The following is a 19,847-nucleotide window of genomic DNA, read 5'->3' as shown; positions in this document are numbered from 1 at the left end:
GGAAACCCCGCACTACCAAGAGCCTGAGCATGTTACCAAGAAGAACCCCCGCAACACCAAGAGGAAGCCCTCACTTAGCAAGAGCCAAGGTCACTATCAAACTCAATTAACGCTTTGTAAAGAAAATAAAATGACGGCGCTTACTTTCTCTTTACACAATCTTTACATTCAAACCACAACAAATTAATAGTACAAGATTATACTTCAGTTGAAAGAGGGGCACATGCCCGGTTCACATTAGAAGAGAAAATGGGAGGGTCTATTCTTGAAAACAAAAAAACTTTTATTGATGATGGTTTTAACTCTTATGATTGCGATCATCGCAGCTTGTGGTAACGCAGAAGAGGGTGGCACTGACACTGGTACTGATACTGGTGGCACAGATACCGAGGAAACAACGGATGAAGGCGGAGACGATGCTGCTGCAGGAGATGCAGAAGGCTCACTTGTTCTTTCCGGTTCTAGTGCGATCCAGCCACTAATGGCTGCTGGAGCAGAAGAGTTTATGATGGAAAACCCTAACGCTGATATTCAAGTACAAGCTGGTGGATCTGGACAAGGTCTAAGCCAAGTTGCTGACGGTTCAGTTGATATTGGTAACTCTGATGTATTTGCTGAAGAAAAAGAAGAGATTCCTGCTGAAGATTTAGTTGACCACCGCATTGCAGTTGTAGGAATGGGACCTGCTGCCCACCCTGAGGTTGGTATTGAGGACATTTCTACTGAAGATTTAATCGCTGTATTCACTGGTGAAGTTACAAACTGGTCTGAGCTTGGTGGCGCAGATCAAGAAATTACTCTTGTTAACCGTCCGGATTCTTCTGGTACGCGTGCAACATTTGTAAACTATGCATTAGATGGCGCTGAGCCTGCTGAAGGAATTACAGAGGATTCTTCTAACACAGTTAAACAAATTATTTCTGAAACTCCAGGTGCGATTGGTTACCTAGCATTCTCTTATTACACGGATGATACGGTTCTTCCACTTAATTTAGATGGCGTAGAGCAAACAGATGACAATGTAACATCTGGTGAATTCCCAGTTTGGGCTTACATGCACTCTTACACAAATGGTGAGCCAGAAGGTCTAGCTAAGACGTTCCTTGATTACATGATGAGTGAAGATGTACAACAAGTAATCGTTCCTGAGCTTGGATATATTCCTTCTACTGACATGCAAGTAGAGCGTGACGCTGAAGGAAATCAAACAGACTTATAAAAAAACGTAATAATAGGCTGTAGAGGGTTGGGCATAGATAAAATCCAATGCTCTCCGGCCTTTATCTCATTATTCATTACTATCTTGCAAGGGGGCCATTCGTTATGGCGGCACAGCAGCAGACTGTCCACGACCGTTTATTAAGAAAAAATAACCGTAGTGCAGAGAAGATTGAGCGCAAGGGGAAACTCATTGTTTATGGGTGCGCATCAATTATCATTCTGGCTACCATTTCAATCACGCTTTTCCTGATGACTAAGGGACTTCAGGCATTTGTTGTGAATGGAGTTAATCCAATCAGCTTTTTAACAGGTTTAGATTGGAACCCAACCCGAAGTGAAGCCAATGGAGGACCTGTATATGGGGCTCTCCCGTTTATATTTGGTTCATTTGCCGTTACCATTTTATCCGCACTAGTAGCCGCTCCGCTTGGGGTTGGGGCTGCTATTTATATGATTGAAATTGCACCTTCTTGGGGCAGACGTATTCTTCAACCTGTCATAGAACTACTCGTAGGAATTCCATCCGTTGTGTACGGATTTATTGGTCTAACTGTCGTCGTTCCATTTGTGAGACAGTACGTTGGCGGTCAAGGCTTCGGATTGCTTGCCGGAACGATTGTTCTTTCAGTTATGATTCTTCCGACAGTAACGAGTATAGCTACAGATGCGCTTCGCAGTTTGCCGAACGGCTTACGTGAGTCTTCGCTTGCATTAGGAGCCACTCGTTGGCAAACCATAAGAAGAGTGCTTTTACCTGCTGCATGGCCAATGCTTTTAACGGCTATTGTACTTGGGATGGCACGAGCGTTTGGTGAAGCACTTGCTGTACAAATGGTTATCGGAAATGCACGGACCATTGCTGATTCACTTACAGATCCTACAGCCACGTTAACAACGATTATTACACTTAATATGGGGCATACGGTACAAGGAAGCGTCGATAATAACGTACTTTGGTCACTTGGACTAATCCTGCTTGTCATGTCTTACATTTTCATTATTATTATTAGATTCTTATCTTCTAGGAGGTCATTTTAATGAATACAAAAATGACTGATAAGCTTGCAACAGGATTATTTACAGTGATTGCAGGAATTATTGTTGCTATTTTGGCTGGTTTAATAGGATATATCTTTTACCGAGGATTTGGCGTGATCAACTGGTCATTTTTAACTTCACCACCTAGTTCATTTAGAGCTGGAGGCGGAATTGGACCACAGCTATTTAACTCATTTTATATTCTTTTCTTAACGATGGTATTTACAGTTCCTCTTGGTATTGGTGGAGGAATCTACATGGCGGAGTATGCAAAGCCTGGTAGAATTACCGACTTTATTCGTACGTGTATTGAAGTCTTAGCTTCACTACCTTCTATTGTCGTTGGTATGTTTGGATTATTATTGTTTGTTTCTATTACTGGATGGGGTTACACCATTATAGGGGGAGCTCTTGCGTTAACAGTGTTTAATTTACCGGTTATGGTTCGTGTGTCTGAGGATGCCATAACAAGTGTGCCTCGTGATCTGAAGGAAGCAAGCTTTGCTTTAGGTATAACGCATTGGGATACCATTCGTACGGTTATTTTACCAGCGGCGGTTCCATCAATTTTGACAGGCGTTATTTTAGCTTCGGGACGTGTGTTCGGTGAAGCAGCTGCGTTATTATTTACTGCAGGTTTGACAACACCTCGATTAAATTGGGGGAATCTAAATCCGTTTAGTGAGACTTCACCATTAAATGTGTTCCGTCCTGCTGAGACGCTTGCTGTACACATTTGGAAGGTAAATACGCAAGGACTTGTGCCTGATATTCGGGCCATTGCTGATGGTTCTTCTGCTGTATTGGTTATTGCTGTTCTGTTATTTAACTTATTGGCGAGATGGTTCGGTAAGGCACTTCATAAGAAACTAACTGCTTCAAAATCTTAAGGGGGTAAGCACATGTCTATGTTAACTGCGGAAAGGCAAGGGGCTAAATCTGCTAAGATGACGGATGAGGCGAATACAATTCTTAATGTGAAGGATTTAAATATTTATTATGGCAATAATCATGCGGTTCAAGAGCTTTCAATGGGGATTGATCAACAGGCTGTAACAGCTTTAATTGGACCTTCAGGCTGTGGGAAATCAACTTTTTTACGTAGTATTAATCGAATGAATGATCTGATTCCAATTTCACGTAATACAGGAGAAATTGATTATCAAGGGTTAAATTTATTGTCAAATGAAGTGAATGTGGTAGCGCTAAGAAAAGAAATCGGTATGGTGTTTCAAAGACCCAATCCATTTCCAAAATCAATCTATCATAACCTCGTTCACGGACTTCGTTTTCATGGAGTACCTAAAAATGAATGGAAAGAGCGTGTAGAGGATTCACTACGAAAAGCTGCTCTTTGGGATGAAGTAAAGGACCGTTTATACGAATCTGCACTATCTCTTTCAGGCGGACAGCAGCAACGTTTATGTATTGCACGCACGCTTACTATAAAGCCAAACGTGCTCTTGTTGGATGAACCAGCTTCGGCTCTAGATCCGATAGCCACGGCAAAAATTGAGGAACTTATCTTAGAGCTAAAGAAAGAGTTTACGATTGTTATTGTGACACACAATATGCAGCAGGCATCTAGAATTTCAGATAAAACAGCCTTTTTCTATAATGGCCGTTTAATAGAATACAATCAAACAGATAAGTTGTTTTCTACTCCGGATGTAAAACAGACAGAGGATTATATTTCAGGTCGATTTGGATAAGGGGAGTGTTGGGACATGACAATGACAGCTGAAAAGTCTTCACAAGCATTGCAGACCGTTTATAACATTAAAGATTTTAACTTATGGTATGGCACAAATCACGCGCTTAAAAATGTATCATTTGATATTAATGAATCAGAGGTTACAGCCATTATTGGGCCGTCTGGTTGTGGGAAGTCAACGTTTATTAAGACGTTAAACCTCATGATTAATATGAATCCGGTCGTTAAGATGTCAGGTGATATTGTTTATAAGGGTGATAGCCTTTTAACTGGTAAACCAGATCTGGTTGATTTACGTAAGAAGGTTGGAATGGTCTTTCAAAAACCAAATCCATTTCCAAAATCGATTTATGAAAATGTAGCTTACGGACCACGTGTTCATGGCATTAAGAAGAAGCAAGAACTTGATGAAATTGTAGAAAAAAGCTTACGAGATGCAGTTTTATGGGATGAAGTGAAGGATCGTCTGCATACAAATGGTATGGGGTTATCTGGTGGACAGCAGCAACGTCTATGTATCGCTAGAGCTTTAGCAACAACACCTAGTGTTATTCTAATGGATGAACCAACCTCTGCATTAGATCCAATTAGTACATCAAAGGTAGAAGAGCTAATTGATGAACTAAGAAAAAAATACACAATTGTTATCGTGACACACAATATGCAGCAGGCTGCACGTATTTCAGACCAAACAGCTTTCTTTTATATGGGTGAATTAATGGAAATTGGGGAAACAAACAAAATCTTTACGAATCCGGATAACCCTAAAACAGAGCAGTACATTTCTGGACAATTTGGCTAATAAAAAATAAGGGGGGGCGTTTATGCTAAGAAGTTCGTTTCATCAACATTTGGAAGATGTAAAAGACCAGATCACGCGATTGGGTGAAGAGGTTCTTATACAATTCGATAAGTCTTTGGAAGCTTTTGAACAATCGGATCGTGAGTTAATTGATCATATTATCCAACATGATGCGAAAGTGAATAAATTAGAATTGGATATTAACAATGAGGTTTTCCAGTTGATTGCGCGACAACAACCTGTAGCGACTGATCTGCGAAACTTAATTGTAGCCATGAAAATCTCAGGTGATTTGGAACGAGTTGGTGATTTAGCTGTTGACCTTGCTAAAGTATCGAAACGCATTGACCCGAGCTCGTATCTAGAAAAAAAACAAGAGCTATTGACTATGGCTGGCGATGCAAGAAGTATGCTTAAAGAATCCCTAGAGGCCTTTAAAACAAAGAACCTGATTGTTGCTCAAAAAATGGCTGCATTAGATGATAAGGTTGATGAGCAATTTGGTCGTTTTATTAAAAGATTGTTCAAAGATGGTACAACTGAGCACGATGCTGAACAGCTGACACAGCTGGCTTTTATTGCACGTTATATAGAGCGTATTGCTGACTACGCAACAAATGTCGCAGAGTGGGTCATCTATGAATCGAACGGAGAACATTTTGATCTAAACTAGTAGACCAAAGAGCAGGGGAGACCTGCTCTTTTTTTGTGTATGTTTATAAGCAATATGATACACTTTGAAGGAAGTATAGAATGGATGTAAGCATTGCCGGGCAAGTGAGGCAGGAGGATTATTATGGATGCGCAACTCTTTCTAATTTATTATAAAATACACGTGGCTACATGGCCGTTAATTTTAATATTATTTACCATTATTTTTGTAAGTAACAAGATAGGGCTTCTATTTTTTAATCGGATGCTGCGAACATTGCTTTGGTTTTTGTATGTGCTTTCCATGTTGTCAGGTACAGCTGTGCTTTATGCCTATCAGTTTCCTGCTCAGTATGTGATTAAAGGACTCATCTCACTAATCTTAATCTACTCTATGGAAGTCATTCTAAGGAAAACAAAACGGAAGCAACGTGGGACATCCATTTATTGGTTTATTGGCTTTGCAGCGTTATCTATTATTCTATTGTTAGGATTTAATGTGGGTCTACATTCATAATTTTGATAAGAAATGAGGAACAACTAGATGAATTGGGTTACTAAAACATTTACAGAACTGCACACACAGGAGTTATATGACATTATCCAAGCACGAGTGAATGTCTTTGTCGTGGAACAGGATTGTCCATATGAAGAGTTGGATGGTAAGGATCAGGAAGCCATTCACTTGCTAGGATATCAGGGAACGGAGCTGGCAGCGTATGCAAGACTGTTTCTTCCTTCCGCAGAAAGAGAGCATGCTTCTATCGGGAGAGTACTGGTAAAAAAAGAATATCGGGGTACAAGTAGTGGCAGAGAGTTAATGACAAAAGCAATTTCTGTGCTTGAAGGGTATCAACAGAAGACCATTCAAATTCAAGCTCAATATTACTTAGATCGTTTCTATCGCTCCTTTGGATTTTCGCCTATTTCAGACGTTTATCTTCTTGATGATATTGATCATGTAGATATGCTAAGAGTGCAAAAGGAAACATCGCATGCTTAGGCAGAAAGTTATCGGAACGGCACTTGTAGACATAGGAAGCAGTCAACGATTGGATCTATATGCCAAGGAAATGAGAGAGATGGATCCATCCATTCTCTATATAATGCCCTCTAGTTCATGGTTGAGAGCAGCTAGACAATCAAATCAGCCATTTATGTTTGGCACGTTTGATGATTTAGCCATTCGTACGCTTCAAATGCATAAGAAGGCGTTTCTTTCTTTATCAGAACAAGAAAGAACGCTTTTTTTTCAACAAATACTTGAGCAGGAACAAGCTAGAGACAACCGTTCGCCCAAGGAGAAAGCAAAAGCATTGTCAGATACATATGGTCAGTTAAAAAGGCTTGGCGTTTCTACGGATTCAATCACCCATCCATTAGAAGCATGTAAGCCCATATTTAAATCTTATGAGAAGTTAACAAAAGAGCAGCAGGTGCTAGATCCTGAAAATCGAATGCTATATGCTGCAGAACTACTTAAACAGCAATCCACTGCATCTAATTGGCATGTGATTGTCGATGGGTTTTATGATTTCAGCCCACTCCAATTTGTATTACTTGAAGCATTGCTACAAGCAGATATAAAGGTTACCGTCTACCTGCCTCATTTTGAATCCTTAGATATTGTGACAGAAACACTGGATGACCTTAAAAAAATGGGCTTCAACACAGATCGGTTTAAGATTCAACCAACTTCTCCTAAGACAAATCGTGTTTCTTTAATTAAGGCGACGACCACCCGTGAGCAATGGACGGGGGTGGTTCAGGCGATGGCAGACCAGACAGATGAAGTAGGGATTCTACATGCTCCTGATGAGAAAGAAAATTGGATGCGTGTAGCTAAAGAAGCAGGGGTTCCAATTACCCTACCTATCACAAAAAAAATGGGTCAAACATCCATCTATATGATCGTTGACTTTATTCTTAAACCGTTACACACAAAAGAAGAAGAGGTAGAACTGGCTTCTTTACTACTACACATATTTGGCGTAAGAGGAACGGCTTACGCAAAAGCGATGCATCAGCTTCAACGCAGTGGTACAACGGGTCTGGAAAAAGTAGAAGAAAGCCGTCAAAGGATCGGTCAGTTCGATCGAAATTCATATGAAGGGATTGTTGACTATTTACATAGGCTCGAAACCGTGTTGGACGAGCTAGCAATTGCTGAATGGTTAGATCGGCAAATAAAAGAAATGACCCAAGCGGGCGCGATCCAAGATCTTTTAATTGAAGAGAAGGCTTTGCAGCAATTAATGGATCTACTTCGTACAAAGAGGGAGAGCTTCAGCCAAAATCAAATTGGCCAATTTAAGGTATCTGCTTCTTTCATACATGATCTGGTAAGGGCTAACCTTGATCAAAAGGATCTACTTCGGGAACAAGGGTTTCGCAACGGGGTTCCATCATTGTATTGGCAAAATGCAGCTCAGTTTACAGGCAAAACATTATTTATTCCTTCCATGGGGGCGGAGCAATTCCCAGGAACATATAGATTATCTGGCTACGTTCAGGAAACGGATATCTATCTTTATGATATACCGTATGGAAAGCCTACGCACTTACATTTTCGTAAGAAGCAAGCTGCCTACTTTAGACAGTTGTTTTTTGTGGCAGAGGAATTGGTGTTTAGCTATGTCGAAGGAGTTGACCCAAATCATCCTTTGTTACCAACCGTCTTCCTTGATGGCCAATCCATCGAAAGTAGCTGGTCATTTGAAAATAGAATGAGAAAGAAAATGGCTCACACTCGTAAAGAGTATATAGAAATGATCGCGTATTGGAAGGGCAAAAAGAAAAGTGTGCAGGATCTTCCAGCGGATATTTCAGCGATGGAGCACTCTCTTCATCGTTTAGAGACTGGTGAAGAAGCAATCTCTAACGAAATGGAACAGCGGTTGAAACAACAGCCTACTGTTGCGATAACGGCTTTAGAGAGCTACGCTCGTTGTCCAATCAGGTTCTCGCTTGAGCGTTTATTACAGGTGTCAGAGCCGGATGCACAGGATGAAGGTGTTTCCTTTCTGCTTATCGGCCACCTCGTACATACATTAATTGAATGGTTGTATCAGGAATTAGAGATCGTTGGCCAACCCTTCTCCTCCTTATCCGAACAAAAAAAACAGCAGGTCCCTCAATTAATTGAACAAAAGATAGATGAAAGCTGGTTGCTTATTGAAGAAGAGAATCCACACATTTCAAAGCTTGAGCTGAATCTATTAAAGCAGCAATGGGTAAATAGATTGCTGGAATGGTGGGAAGCAGAACGTAAACTGTTCTGGGATAACGAATCGCTAGGTGCAATGTCCATTCACTCACTAGAGCAGTCACTGACATATGAGCTGCTAAGTAAAAGCGGGGAGCCGATACGATTAACAGGAAAGATTGACCGAGTGGATATGATCGATTCGGAGTTTGTTATCTATGATTATAAAACGGGTTTATCTACGTTAAAAATGGAGGAGGTACGTGCAGGGTTAAAGCTACAGCTTCCACTCTATAGTTATATTCTTAAACAGACCCTAGATCTTAGGAATGATCATGCTCATGAGGCATTGGGGGCTTCTTATATTTCTTTACGTGCACCTAGTCAAAGAAGTAATAATGGAATCTGGCATGAGCGCGAAATAGGTAAGCCATCTCGTTTTCTTGTCAGCTCTCGATGCCAGAATAAGGAGCCGGAAATAGGCACTGAGTCCTTTTTGAAGAAGTATGAGCTTGAGGAACGAATTCAGACACTTTGGCAAGGCATGAATAGCTCGTTTCCAGTTAAGCCATTAGATTGTCGGGATAGCTGCCCGTATGGTCCAATATGCCGTGTGACAGATGATCAAAAGGAGGCAGCCGCTGAGATATGAGTATGACATTTAATACACAGCAGGAAGAAGCGATTTATTCAAAGCAAACTCTAGTAGTTGTCGCAGCAGGTGCTGGCTCAGGAAAAACGAGAGTTCTAACAGAGCGAGTGTTGCATTTAAGTGAATTGGCTTATGCACAGCCTAAAGAGCCACATGGGGCAGCCATTGATTCAATTACTGCCATCACATTCACAGAAAAAGCTGCTCGAGAGATGAAGCAACGGATACGAGTAAGCATAGAAAATAGGATTCAATCTGCTCCATCTGTCCAAGAGCAAAACCACTGGATTGGGCAAAAGGAGGCATTGGATCGTGCGGTCATAACGACCTTTCATAGCTTCTGTCAAAGGCTGCTGCACCAGCATGCTTTTCAAGCAGATTTACCAGCAGCCTTTCAAATTATCGATGACGTGGATGCAAATCTTATCAAACAGGATGTACTTCAATCCCTTTTCTCATCTGTTGATCATTTTCGTAAGGCGGAACCATTTTTTGAAGCAATTAGTATGGACCAACTTGGGGACGCGATTGTTCAAATACACGATCAGTTAAGAGAGCTTGTTCCCGGGGAAGCAGCTATTCAGCAGCTTGATGTTGAGTGTATGTGGAACTCACAGGTAGAGGCAAGTAATCAGAGCTGGATCCAGCACATGAAAGCTTTTGATCACGCAGGTAAGGAAGCAGTAAGGAGCTTTCCAACTACGGGGTTGTCAAAAGCAAATGAGAATCATGTATCACGACTCACCGAATTCTTTGATCGACAGACACCTAAGTCGTTTAATGAAGAGTATATAAAAGCACTTACCGAAGTGATGCCAAAACGAGTAAACAGTGCTTGGAAGGAAGGCATTCCTAGTTTATATGATTTGTTTGAAACTCAGTGGAAACCACTTAAGGAACGTTTGAAGAAAAAGGAAAATTCGGTTGACCCAAAGCAAACAAAGGTCTTTTTGGAGAAATTCATGAGGCTTATCCAAGCATTTGACCTTCTTTATCAAGAGCGAAAAATGTTTCAAGGGGTGCTAGACTTTGCTGATCTTCAGCAGAAAGCGTTAAAGCTATTGGAGGATCCTGACATTCAACGGTCCTGCAGAGAAGAATTCAAGCACTTTATGGTTGATGAGTTTCAAGATACAAACGCGCTTCAGCTGGAGGTTTTACAACGAATTCAACCTATGTATCGCTTTTTAGTTGGGGATACCAAGCAATCCATTTATCAATTTCGTGGAGCCGATGTCACGATCATGAACGATCTTGAACAGCAAGCACAGGCTGCAGATCAAAGAATTTTAATGAATAAAAACTATCGAACGATTGAACCTATTGTCTCTGCGGTAAATACGATTTTTTCACATGCAATGGCTCAGATTCAGGAATACTCATATCAAACGTTATATCAGCCACTTGACGCCTTCCGTACACCAAATCCAGAGTTAACAGATGCTGTAGAGGTAGTCTGTGGCGAGCAAGAAGAGTATGACCTCATTGCCAATCGAATGATTGAATTGGTTCGTTCCAAAGAAAAAATCGTTGGGGAAGATTCTTTATGGAGACCTGCATCTTGGCATGATTTATCAGTATTAATTCCAACGAGGACACATTTACGTAAATTGGAGAAAGCTTTAAGAGCGAAGCAAATTCCATATGAAGTGCATAGCGGGGTTGGCTTTTTCGAACGACAAGAGGTCGTTGATTTTTTGACCTTGCTTCGCTGGTTAGATAAGCCTTACGAGGATTTTTACGTACTGGCCTTATTAAGAAGCCCGTTAATTGGGTTAACCATCAATGATTTTCTATATATAAAATCCGCCTGCAAAGAAAATCAGTCCATAGGGGAATACGTCTGTTTAGATGATCACGTACTACACCATAACCATTTGCCTGCAGAAATCTTGAATGCAATAGGTACGCTGAGGAAGTGGATTGAACAATGGGTTCCCTTTCAACCATTCCCAAGCCTTGAGGAATCTTGCTACGAATTATTGGAGGAAACGGGTTTAAAATCAGCTCTGTTACTACAATCTAATGGCCTGCAACGGGTTAGAAATGTCGAGAAATTAATTGAAATTCTGGCAGATCAAAAACAACCGAATTTGCGCAAGCTATTAACATCTGTCCAGGAGAGAGTGCAATGGAGTGAGAAGCAGGGTGATGCAACAGTAGAAAGAGCGGAGGGTGACACGGTTACGATTATGACTGTGCATGGTTCAAAAGGTTTGGAATTCCCAGTTGTATTCCTACCACAGCTGCACCAAAGACCTCAAAAGGACTCAGGAAGATTTCGGTTTCACCCGCAACTTGGGATTGTAATGAATTTGGAGGCGAAAGATCGTGGCTGGACCACTCCCGGTTTTGAGCTCGTTAAGGATGAAGCCGATCATAAAGCTGTCGAAGAAGCCAAACGATTATTTTATGTTGCAGCCACAAGAGCAAAAGACAAACTCATTCTAATCAATGGCGAGGACAAGGCTTCCGAGAACTCTTGGTTACACATGATTGAACAAACAAAGAGTACCGATACAACGTGGTTCACCGAGAAATACGTGAGTGATGAAGAGCCTTGGCTTGCTGAAGACACAGATGTATATACCCCACCTCCAATATTAAAGGATACAATTGAAACGCGGGTGCCTATCTCAGTCAGCGAGATTGTTGCATGTTTACACAATCCTTCTCTCTATTTTGATCAGTATTTAAGAGAACGTGATACCACTTCATTTCATGCTCATCATGATGGAGAAAGGGAGTATCACTTAGCTGCGAACCTTGTAGGTACCTTAGTACACCGTGCGATTGAGTTAGTTGATCTAGGTTGGACTGATGAGAGGGCGGTAACCATTGCTTTAGGGGAACAATATCAGACACATGAGCTTTATAAGCAATATGAGCGTGAAGTGAATCAGCTACTATCCGTCTATAAACAGCTTTCATTAGGTGAACAGATTGCTAACGAATGGCTGTTTACTATGGACTGGGGCAGAGCAGAGGTAACGGGCATCATTGATAAAGTTGTGGTTAAAAACGGTGAAGTAGGTATAGTAGATTTCAAAACGAATGTACTACCTCATGCAAAAGAAGAACTCATAAATTATTATAAACCACAGTTATTACTCTACAAGTGGGCATTTGAACAGAGGACCGGGAAAGCTGTACATAAACTGTACCTAGTTCTTTTAAGAGATAAAGAGCAGACCCTTTATGAGGTTAAAGTGACTGAACAAGATGAGCAGACTCTAAAAAATACGATTGAAAATATAGTGAAATTAAAAACAACTGGCTTAACTATTGAAACCTCTACACTCTCAGACCGATATAATGAATAGAAGAGATGAGACTACTCATTTTTATATCACATATCCGTTAGATGTAAATGTTGCAGAGTAGGTAGATCAAAGAATGAGGTGGACGTAGTTTTGATGAATTCAGAGTACTTGGCTGTTTTCCTTGATGAAAGTCAGGAACATCTACAAACAGTAAATGATAACCTGTTAAAGCTGGAAAAGCAGCCCGAGGATGAATCGATAATAGGTGAAATATTTCGATCAGCCCATACATTAAAGGGAATGTCAGCCACGATGGGCTTTGAGGATTTAGCACATCTTACTCATAATATGGAAAATGTTCTTGATTTAATCAGGAATAAACAAAAGCAAGCAACAACAGAGATCATTGATGTGATGTTCCAATCTGTGGATTCGCTTGAAAATATGGTCAATGATATTGCCAATGGTGGCACTGGTAAGCTCGACGTTACGGAGTTAGTTAGCTTACTCGAGAGTATAGAGCAAGGGAAAAACCCGGCAATACCTGAAGTAGCTGCCACGGCAGAGCAGGTAGATTTAATTGAAATATATGATGAGTATGAACGGACCGTTCTTGAAGAATCTCTTGAACAGGGTTACTCTGTTTATCAAATTAAAGTAGTACTTGATGAACATGCTATGCTCAAAGCTGCTCGAGTTTTTATGGTTTTTGATGTCCTTGGACAGGTCGGAGAAGTGATTAAGTCTTCCCCAGCAGCAGAGCTATTAGAGGAAGAGAAATTTGAATTGGAATTCCTTGTGACGGTTATTTCAAAGGTATCAGGCGATGAAATTAAGCAGCGAATTCAAAAGGTCTCTGAGATAGCAGACGTTTTCGTTCAATCAATGACACGTTTTGTACAAGCGGAGCAGAGGGAGCAAGAGGAATTAAAACCTGTTAACCCAGCTTCAGCTTCAACAGATAAAGAACCTCAACAAAAATCGGTAGAAACAAACAAAACCATTCGAGTGAATATTGAACGACTGGATGTCTTAATGAACTTATTTGAGGAGCTAGTGATTGATCGTGGCCGCCTTGAGCAAATTTCAGGGGACTTAGATAATGCAGAGCTTACTGAAACTGTTGAGAGAATGTCACGAATCACGGGTAACCTTCAAGAAATCATTTTAACCATGCGTATGATGCCAGTTGAGACAGTGTTTAATCGTTTTCCTCGGATGGTCCGTACACTTTCAAAGGAATTGAACAAGCAGGTTCGCCTTGAAATTGAAGGAGCAGAAACGGAGCTAGATCGAACCATTATTGATGAAATTGGTGATCCACTCGTTCATTTAATAAGAAACTCCATTGACCACGGCATTGAAACACCTGAACAACGTGAGGCGTTAGGCAAACCAACTCAAGGGACGGTTCAGCTTAAGGCTTACCATAGTGGTAATCATGTTTTTATTGAGATTATCGATGATGGGGCTGGAATTAGCCGCGAAAAGGTTTTGGCAAAAGCGTTAAAAAATCAGATTATTACAGAGGATGAGTCTGCTCAGTTAACAGACTCTCAAGTATTTGGACTTTTATTTGAACCAGGTTTCAGTACAGCCGAACAAATTACAGATATTTCTGGTCGAGGCGTAGGTCTTGATGTTGTTCGTAACACATTTGAATCACTTGGTGGGATTGTTACGGTTCAATCAGAGCTCCAAAAGGGCTCTACCTTCTTGATTCAATTACCATTAACATTATCAATTATCGATGTGATGCTTGTTGAAACAGGGAAAGAGAAATATGCTATCCCGTTATCATCCATTGTAGAGACTGCGATTGTTCATAAAAAGGACCTCTTTAGTGCACATGGTCAGAAGGTCATTGATTTTAGAGGCAAGGTTGTACCACTCGTTTTCATGAGAGATGCGTTTAACATACCTGGACAACAAGCAGATGAAGACTTCCTTTCATTAGTTATCATTCAAAAAGGCGAGAAGACCGCTGGCTTAGTTGTTGATTCATTAATTGGCCAGCACGATGTTGTGCTTAAATCACTTGGAAACTATCTAACCAATGTATTTGCTATTTCAGGTGCCACAATACTTGGTGATGGCGAAGTGGCATTAATTGTTGATCCAAACGCCTTAATTAAATAGATTGATGGAAAAAAGGAGAGTCTGCGATGAGTGTTGAGGTATTAGATGAGCAGATGAAAGTAATCATCTTTCAAATGCATGAAGAAGAATACGCTATTAAAGTTAGTGACATCCAATCAATTGAGCGTATGCAATCCGTTACAAGAATTCCAGGAACACCAACCTTTGTAAAAGGGGTTATGAATTTACGTGGTGTGATTACACCAGTCATAGATTTAAGAGAAAAATTTGGCTTAGAGAAAAAGGATTCGGATGAATCAACGCGAATTCTTATTACAGCTAGTGATGATCTAACACTGGGGTTGGTCGTTGATGGTGCCAATGACGTCATGGATATTCCTCTAAATAAAATTGAACCAACACCAGAGGTTGTAGGTGGTGTAGAAGCTCACTATCTTGATGGTGTAGTTAAGCTTGGTACAAGATTATTTAGCTTGCTTAACTTAGAAAAGGCAGTGCAGGAATAGCAAAGAAGAGGTGGACAAAATGACCTCCATATTAATTGTGGATGATGCAGCATTTATGAGAAAAATGATTAAGGACATTCTTCTTGATGCAGGCTTTAATGTAGCAGGCGAAGCTGAAAATGGAATTCAAGCGATTGAACAATTTAAGGCATTAAAGCCTGATCTCGTAACGATGGACATTACAATGCCCGAGCTTAATGGAATCCAGGCATTAAAACAAATTATTCAGCTAGATCCTTCAGCTAATATTGTGATGTGCTCGGCGATGGGACAGCAAGCATTGGTATTGGAAGCCGTTCAATCCGGAGCCAAGGATTTTATTGTTAAACCCTTTCAAAAAGAACGTGTGATTGAAACGGTGGAGCAGGTCCTTCAGGCAGCTCAAAGATAGAAAGATATAAGACAGTGTGTTCTTCGAGACAGCTGTCTTTTTGTCTACCTATTGGTTTCAATCGACAATAAACGGGGTAATTAAAAAATATCAGTATAATCGATAATTCATTTGGAATAGGAGGAAAATTAGATGAGCAACCAATTCGCAATGGATAAAGAGGTTCTTAAGCAGCTTGAGATCATAAAAAGTCTGCAGAAACGCTCGCAGGCTGCCGTCTATTCTCTCTATGCACAGGCTGTACTTGAATATTCTCTTTACTATCATAAAAAGGACCAATTGTTACATCTTATTGATGAAGCACTGGTTAAAAGAGACGAAGAACAGTTTATGTCCTTAACGAATGATTATGCAGCATTGCTTAATGAACATAAAGATGGAAAGACGATTTATGATCATGGGTTTAAATTGCACCTAACATTTCAATAAGAGTACGGGGCTGTCTAAAAGTATGACCCCTTACCACTTTTAATAGTGATAAGGGGTATTTTTTGAATTCACATGTTGTATCGGTCCGTGACTAAGATCTCTACATAATGTCCTATTTTTCATTAGGAATGTCGGTTCGAACAACACGAATGTGAGTAATCCAAACATAGTTACTTTTAGCGCAGCACTTATTTTACTAAATTGGTGCATACTATTGTTTGAATGAAAGTCTTTTATAGGGAAATGGGGTGATAACATGTTATGGACAATTATTATGATCATTCTCGGACTTTGGTTGGTTGGTCTTATTTTTCGGATTGCCGGAAACTTTATTCACATTTTGCTACTCGCAGCTGCTATTGTGTTAGTATATCAGCTAATTGTTAAACGAAGGTGACATAAGCAAAAAGCTGGCTGCCAGTCAGCTTTTTTGTTCATTCTCCAGAAAATCATGATAGCCGTTTAAGAGAATCGGTGAATTGGCAATATAGAGTTGATACATATAAAGTATCGCTTCTTCCTTATTACACATATTTAATTCTATATAGTGAAAAGCAGAGCTCAGATATGAATCGCGTTGAATCCAAGCTAATACTTTTTCTGGATCAACATTCATGGGAGGTAACCTCCTTTTTTTAAAGGCTCAGCATCAGTATATGTGATCCATTTTAAGCAGGTTCGCATCTAATAAAGAAAAGTCAATGTTCCAGATAATAATGATGAGGTGAGCTAATGAATACACTTTTATGTAAAACTGAGTATGATTCGTTAAAAGAGGTTATCCTATGTCCTCCCGAGTACATGAGTATAAAAGAAGTGATTAATTCGATTCAGGCTCACTACAAGCAAGACAATATCCATATACCGACGGCTTTAAAGCAGCATCAAGGATTAAAGCAAACACTTACGTCCCTTGGCGTACATGTAGTAGAACTCCAAGCGGATCGTCATTACCCTGAACAGGTGTTTACAAGAGATATAGGGTTTGTTATTGATGATATCCTTTATCTGGCTTCTTTGGAGCGCCCTATAAGGCAGGGAGAGGAGATGTACCTTAAGCAATATGCTGAGGAAAATCAACTAAGCTTCCAGAAGATGACGGAAGGAACCATTGAGGGTGGCGACGTTATCATTGATGGTGAAGATGTATTTATTGGAATTAGTAGCCGTACAAGCGCTTCGCTCATTGAACGCTTTAAACAAAATCATCCAGGCAAAACCATTCATCCTATTCATTTCGATGATTCTTATCTTCATTTAGACTGTGTATTTAACCCAATCTCAGAGGATATAGCATTAATCTACACAGATGCAATTGAGCCCGAGTTTGTTTCGCTACTGAAACAGAAGTACACATGTATAGAAGTATCTAAACGAGAACAATTTTCTTTAGCAGTTAATGTACTTTCCTTAGGGGAAGGAAAAGTGATTGTCTTACCAGAAAATACAGAGACGAATGCTCAACTTAGGGCAAAGGGCTTTGATTTATATGAAGTACCCTTTTCTGAAATTATTAAATCTGGTGGCTCCTTTAGATGTGTGACAATGCCCTTACACCGAGCTTGATGTACTTTCACTCATAGTATGCTGAATAAACCCACTCTTTATTGGACATATAAAAGAGAGATAGAGAGGTGGGTTTATGCACGGGAAGCATGCACTTGAGAACTATCAAAAACAGATGGAACAGATTCAGGCGGAAGAAGAGATCAAGAAAGATAAGCAGCGCCATAAAGGAAAATATTCCGCTCGAGAAAGAGTGGAAATGCTACTAGATCCAGATTCTTGGACAGAGTTTCAGCAATTTGCTTCGGGCTCATTATCTGATAAAACGCTAGTAAATGATGGCGTAATTATTGGAGTTGGCACGATAGACGGGAGAAAGGTATGTGTCTTTTCTCAGGATTTCACTGTAGCTGGTGGTTCTTTAGGTGAGATTCATGCCAAGAAAATTTCCTGGCTTATGGATCTTGCGGCGGATATGAACGTCCCGCTAATTGGATTAAATGATTCTGGAGGAGCTAGGATTCAAGAGGGAATCTCTGCCCTTGAAGGGTATGGCCAAATCTTTGAACGTAACGTTAAATATTCAGGAGTGATTCCTCAGATATCCGTCATTCTTGGTCCATGTGCTGGCGGTGCTGTGTATTCGCCAGCTTTAACTGATTTTGTCCTAATGGTTGAAAAGTCTAGTCAAATGTTTATAACGGGCCCAAAAGTAGTAAAAGCTATGAGCGGTGTGGCGATTGAAGCTGAAGCATTGGGTGGAGCATATATGCATGCGTCTCAAAGTGGTAATGCTCATTTGACTGCCATCTCAGAAGAAGAGGCATTTAAAAAGGTTAGGAAACTGATTGCACTTTGGACTCCTCAGACTCACCATATCAAGGCACCTCAAAAAACATCGTTAATCAACCTACTACCCGCCCATCACAAAAAAAGCTACGATATGCATACGGTCATTTCCTCAATTATAGATGAGGACTCTTTCCTTGAGATTCATGAAAAATTCGCTCGGAACTTAATTGTTGGTTTTGCCAGGCTTAATGGTAGATGTATAGGTATCGTGGCCAATAATCCTAAAGTAATGGCAGGCTGTATTGATCTGGACGCCTCAGACAAATGCGCAAGATTCATTAGATTTTGTGATGCATTTGAACACCCAATCTTGGTCTTGGAGGATGTTAGTGGATTTATGCCGGGGCTTCAACAGGAACAAGCAGGCTTGATCAGGCATGGAGCAAAAATTATTTACGCCTTTGCAGAAGCAAGCGTACCAAAAATTACCGTCATTATCCGTAAGGCCTATGGTGGCGCTTTTGTGGCACTAAACAGTAAAGCTATAGGCGCTGATTTTGTTTATGCATGGCCTGGATCTGAGGTGTCTGTAATGGGTCCAGAAGGGGCAGCGGCTATTCTATATTCGGATCAATCCCAAAAAAGTAAGGAAGAGAAAATGAATGAATATCGTGATCAATTTGCCGATTCACGTCATGCTGCTCAAAAAGCCTTAATAGATGAGATCATTCATCCGGATGATACCAGAAAACGATTAATTATGTCCTTTTCACTTATCCAATCGAAAAAAAGGTCAATTCTCAAAAAAAAACACGGAAATATGCCCCTATAAGAGGGTTCCTTTTCTTATGACTTCTCTCGTGTACTGCTCTGTGGTAGCATGAGAAGGAGAAATGGTAGGAGAGGAAGAGACGTTTGGTTGTATTAAGTGAATGGATTTTTCAGTTTCTTTTAGTTGGGGTGTTAGTCATTATTGCATTAGGGGGAGCTCTTGTAGCTACTCGCTTTTCTAAGGAAAAAAAGAAGAATAAACGTAATGATCATATTATGGCTATTCTTATTAGTGCTTTTTGTGTGGCTACATACTTTAGTGTGACACAGATCATACCACAAGCATTTGATGGAGACTTGATCGTAACAGAGAATCAGGAACGTTCAGTTGAGCAGGCGCATGTGCGGTTTATTTCATTGCCTTTTCCATATAAAATGAACGAATACGAGCTACAGCCGGTTTCAATGATGCTTAACCATTCAGAGCGGGAAGAGGTCATCATGGTAGAGACTAATGACTTTACGCAGCTGACGGCTTTCGCATCAGACAATCCATCCTTTGTACGTTCCGATCGTTCAGTTAATATGGTGCAGTATGTTCAGCAGGTGATTCAACCTGTAGCTAATGACATAGCTGAACAGGCAAGCAGTGAAGACGAGCTGAGCGAGTACATTCTTTCAGAGCTGTCTTTACAGTTTCCAGCGCATGATTTTTATAGCCAAGGATCGTAAGAAGGTAAAAACATACTAAGAGGTTGAGAAAGAACTTTATAACTAAAAGAAAAGCTGACAATGTTGGAGTCAAT

Annotated in this window: 19 protein-coding genes; 18 read left to right on the top strand and 1 reads right to left on the bottom strand. The window is 40.4% G+C overall.

Annotated elements, in window-relative coordinates:
• Nucleotides 1-265: 265 nt before the first annotated feature.
• The 15 genes from FN960_RS12525 (at nucleotide 266) to FN960_RS12455 (ending at nucleotide 16,369) form a co-directional block, all read left to right on the top strand.
• A complete protein-coding gene (locus FN960_RS12525) occupies nucleotides 266-1,219 on the top strand; it encodes a phosphate ABC transporter substrate-binding protein (RefSeq protein WP_143849074.1) in 954 nt (317 codons plus the stop codon).
• Between the two features lie 104 nt (nucleotides 1,220-1,323).
• The gene (gene pstC, locus FN960_RS12520; protein ID WP_143849073.1) at nucleotides 1,324-2,259 is read left to right on the top strand and encodes a phosphate ABC transporter permease subunit PstC; all 936 of its coding nucleotides are present in this window, start codon (nucleotides 1,324-1,326) and stop codon (nucleotides 2,257-2,259) included.
• Entirely contained in the window at nucleotides 2,259-3,149 is an 891-nt protein-coding gene (gene pstA, locus FN960_RS12515) for a phosphate ABC transporter permease PstA (protein ID WP_143849072.1), read from the top strand. Before pstC ends, pstA begins: the two co-directional genes overlap by 1 nt.
• Before the next feature lie 18 nt (nucleotides 3,150-3,167).
• A complete protein-coding gene (gene pstB / locus FN960_RS12510) occupies nucleotides 3,168-3,971 on the top strand; it encodes a phosphate ABC transporter ATP-binding protein PstB (RefSeq protein WP_260681999.1) in 804 nt (267 codons plus the stop codon).
• A gap of 21 nt (nucleotides 3,972-3,992) precedes the next feature.
• Nucleotides 3,993-4,775, top strand: coding sequence for a phosphate ABC transporter ATP-binding protein PstB (gene pstB, locus FN960_RS12505; protein WP_143849178.1), 783 nt, complete (start codon nucleotides 3,993-3,995; stop codon nucleotides 4,773-4,775).
• Between the two features lie 22 nt (nucleotides 4,776-4,797).
• The gene (gene phoU, locus FN960_RS12500; protein WP_143849070.1) at nucleotides 4,798-5,448 is read left to right on the top strand and encodes a phosphate signaling complex protein PhoU; all 651 of its coding nucleotides are present in this window, start codon (nucleotides 4,798-4,800) and stop codon (nucleotides 5,446-5,448) included.
• A gap of 123 nt (nucleotides 5,449-5,571) precedes the next feature.
• Nucleotides 5,572-5,943 (top strand): DUF1516 family protein, encoded by a 372-nt coding sequence (locus FN960_RS12495; RefSeq protein WP_143849069.1) that lies wholly within the window; start codon nucleotides 5,572-5,574, stop codon nucleotides 5,941-5,943.
• 27 nt (nucleotides 5,944-5,970) lie between these two features.
• Nucleotides 5,971-6,429 carry a GNAT family N-acetyltransferase gene (locus FN960_RS12490; RefSeq protein WP_143849068.1) on the top strand — a complete coding sequence of 153 codons (459 nt, stop codon included), beginning with the start codon at nucleotides 5,971-5,973 and terminating at the stop codon, nucleotides 6,427-6,429.
• Complete coding sequence (locus FN960_RS12485) at nucleotides 6,422-9,283, top strand: PD-(D/E)XK nuclease family protein (RefSeq protein ID WP_143849067.1); 2,862 nt, start codon at nucleotides 6,422-6,424, stop codon at nucleotides 9,281-9,283. Before FN960_RS12490 ends, FN960_RS12485 begins: the two co-directional genes overlap by 8 nt.
• Complete coding sequence (locus tag FN960_RS12480; protein WP_143849066.1) at nucleotides 9,280-12,606, top strand: UvrD-helicase domain-containing protein; 3,327 nt, start codon at nucleotides 9,280-9,282, stop codon at nucleotides 12,604-12,606. Before FN960_RS12485 ends, FN960_RS12480 begins: the two co-directional genes overlap by 4 nt.
• Nucleotides 12,607-12,699: 93 nt before the next feature.
• Nucleotides 12,700-14,685, top strand: a complete 1,986-nt coding sequence (locus FN960_RS12475; protein ID WP_438799883.1) for a chemotaxis protein CheW — start codon at nucleotides 12,700-12,702, stop codon at nucleotides 14,683-14,685.
• A gap of 26 nt (nucleotides 14,686-14,711) precedes the next feature.
• A complete protein-coding gene (locus tag FN960_RS12470; protein ID WP_143849064.1) occupies nucleotides 14,712-15,152 on the top strand; it encodes a chemotaxis protein CheW in 441 nt (146 codons plus the stop codon).
• Nucleotides 15,153-15,171: 19 nt separating this feature from the next.
• A complete protein-coding gene (locus FN960_RS12465) occupies nucleotides 15,172-15,543 on the top strand; it encodes a response regulator (RefSeq protein ID WP_143849063.1) in 372 nt (123 codons plus the stop codon).
• A 132-nt stretch (nucleotides 15,544-15,675) separates the two neighbouring features.
• Complete coding sequence (locus FN960_RS12460; protein WP_143849062.1) at nucleotides 15,676-15,972, top strand: IDEAL domain-containing protein; 297 nt, start codon at nucleotides 15,676-15,678, stop codon at nucleotides 15,970-15,972.
• 256 nt (nucleotides 15,973-16,228) lie between these two features.
• Nucleotides 16,229-16,369 carry a lmo0937 family membrane protein gene (locus FN960_RS12455; RefSeq protein WP_143849061.1) on the top strand — a complete coding sequence of 47 codons (141 nt, stop codon included), beginning with the start codon at nucleotides 16,229-16,231 and terminating at the stop codon, nucleotides 16,367-16,369.
• A gap of 24 nt (nucleotides 16,370-16,393) precedes the next feature.
• On the opposite strand, the gene FN960_RS12450 is transcribed toward FN960_RS12455, so the two are convergent.
• Nucleotides 16,394-16,588, bottom strand: a complete 195-nt coding sequence (locus tag FN960_RS12450; protein WP_143849060.1) for a hypothetical protein — start codon at nucleotides 16,586-16,588, stop codon at nucleotides 16,394-16,396.
• Nucleotides 16,589-16,704: 116 nt separating this feature from the next.
• Between FN960_RS12450 and FN960_RS12445 the strand changes: the two genes are divergently transcribed.
• The 3 genes from FN960_RS12445 to FN960_RS12435 all read left to right on the top strand — a co-directional run bounded on the left by FN960_RS12445 (nucleotide 16,705) and on the right by FN960_RS12435 (nucleotide 19,773).
• A complete protein-coding gene (locus tag FN960_RS12445) occupies nucleotides 16,705-17,538 on the top strand; it encodes a dimethylarginine dimethylaminohydrolase family protein (RefSeq protein ID WP_143849059.1) in 834 nt (277 codons plus the stop codon).
• 76 nt (nucleotides 17,539-17,614) lie between these two features.
• Nucleotides 17,615-19,102, top strand: a complete 1,488-nt coding sequence (locus FN960_RS12440; RefSeq protein WP_143849058.1) for an acyl-CoA carboxylase subunit beta — start codon at nucleotides 17,615-17,617, stop codon at nucleotides 19,100-19,102.
• Between the two features lie 83 nt (nucleotides 19,103-19,185).
• On the top strand, nucleotides 19,186-19,773 hold the full coding sequence (locus FN960_RS12435; RefSeq protein ID WP_143849057.1) for a hypothetical protein: 588 nt from the start codon (nucleotides 19,186-19,188) through the stop codon (nucleotides 19,771-19,773).
• The last annotated feature ends 74 nt before the right edge of the window (nucleotides 19,774-19,847 follow it).

It is taken from the genome of Alkalicoccobacillus porphyridii (genome assembly GCF_007293315.1).
Taxonomy (GTDB): Bacteria; Bacillota; Bacilli; order Bacillales; family Bacillaceae_D; genus Alkalicoccobacillus; species Alkalicoccobacillus porphyridii.
The sequence above is the reverse complement of the archived record's forward strand: the minus strand, read 5'-3'. Positions and strand labels throughout refer to the sequence as shown.

Excerpts from the sequence above, each read along its gene's own strand:
- pstC (WP_143849073.1), top strand. The coding sequence starts at position 1,324 with ATGGCGGCACAGCAGCAGACTGTCCACGACCGTTTATTAAGAAAAAAT.
- pstA (WP_143849072.1), top strand. The coding sequence starts at position 2,259 with ATGAATACAAAAATGACTGATAAGCTTGCAACAGGATTATTTACAGTG.
- pstB (WP_260681999.1), top strand. The coding sequence starts at position 3,168 with ATGTTAACTGCGGAAAGGCAAGGGGCTAAATCTGCTAAGATGACGGAT.
- pstB (WP_143849178.1), top strand. The coding sequence starts at position 3,993 with ATGACAGCTGAAAAGTCTTCACAAGCATTGCAGACCGTTTATAACATT.
- phoU (WP_143849070.1), top strand. The coding sequence starts at position 4,798 with ATGCTAAGAAGTTCGTTTCATCAACATTTGGAAGATGTAAAAGACCAG.
- FN960_RS12495 (WP_143849069.1), top strand. The coding sequence starts at position 5,572 with ATGGATGCGCAACTCTTTCTAATTTATTATAAAATACACGTGGCTACA.
- FN960_RS12490 (WP_143849068.1), top strand. The coding sequence starts at position 5,971 with ATGAATTGGGTTACTAAAACATTTACAGAACTGCACACACAGGAGTTA.
- FN960_RS12485 (WP_143849067.1), top strand. The coding sequence starts at position 6,422 with ATGCTTAGGCAGAAAGTTATCGGAACGGCACTTGTAGACATAGGAAGC.
- FN960_RS12480 (WP_143849066.1), top strand. The coding sequence starts at position 9,280 with ATGAGTATGACATTTAATACACAGCAGGAAGAAGCGATTTATTCAAAG.
- FN960_RS12475 (WP_438799883.1), top strand. The coding sequence starts at position 12,700 with ATGAATTCAGAGTACTTGGCTGTTTTCCTTGATGAAAGTCAGGAACAT.
- FN960_RS12470 (WP_143849064.1), top strand. The coding sequence starts at position 14,712 with ATGAGTGTTGAGGTATTAGATGAGCAGATGAAAGTAATCATCTTTCAA.
- FN960_RS12465 (WP_143849063.1), top strand. The coding sequence starts at position 15,172 with ATGACCTCCATATTAATTGTGGATGATGCAGCATTTATGAGAAAAATG.
- FN960_RS12460 (WP_143849062.1), top strand. The coding sequence starts at position 15,676 with ATGAGCAACCAATTCGCAATGGATAAAGAGGTTCTTAAGCAGCTTGAG.
- FN960_RS12455 (WP_143849061.1), top strand. The coding sequence starts at position 16,229 with ATGTTATGGACAATTATTATGATCATTCTCGGACTTTGGTTGGTTGGT.
- FN960_RS12450 (WP_143849060.1), bottom strand. The coding sequence starts at position 16,588 with ATGAATGTTGATCCAGAAAAAGTATTAGCTTGGATTCAACGCGATTCA.
- FN960_RS12445 (WP_143849059.1), top strand. The coding sequence starts at position 16,705 with ATGAATACACTTTTATGTAAAACTGAGTATGATTCGTTAAAAGAGGTT.
- FN960_RS12440 (WP_143849058.1), top strand. The coding sequence starts at position 17,615 with ATGCACGGGAAGCATGCACTTGAGAACTATCAAAAACAGATGGAACAG.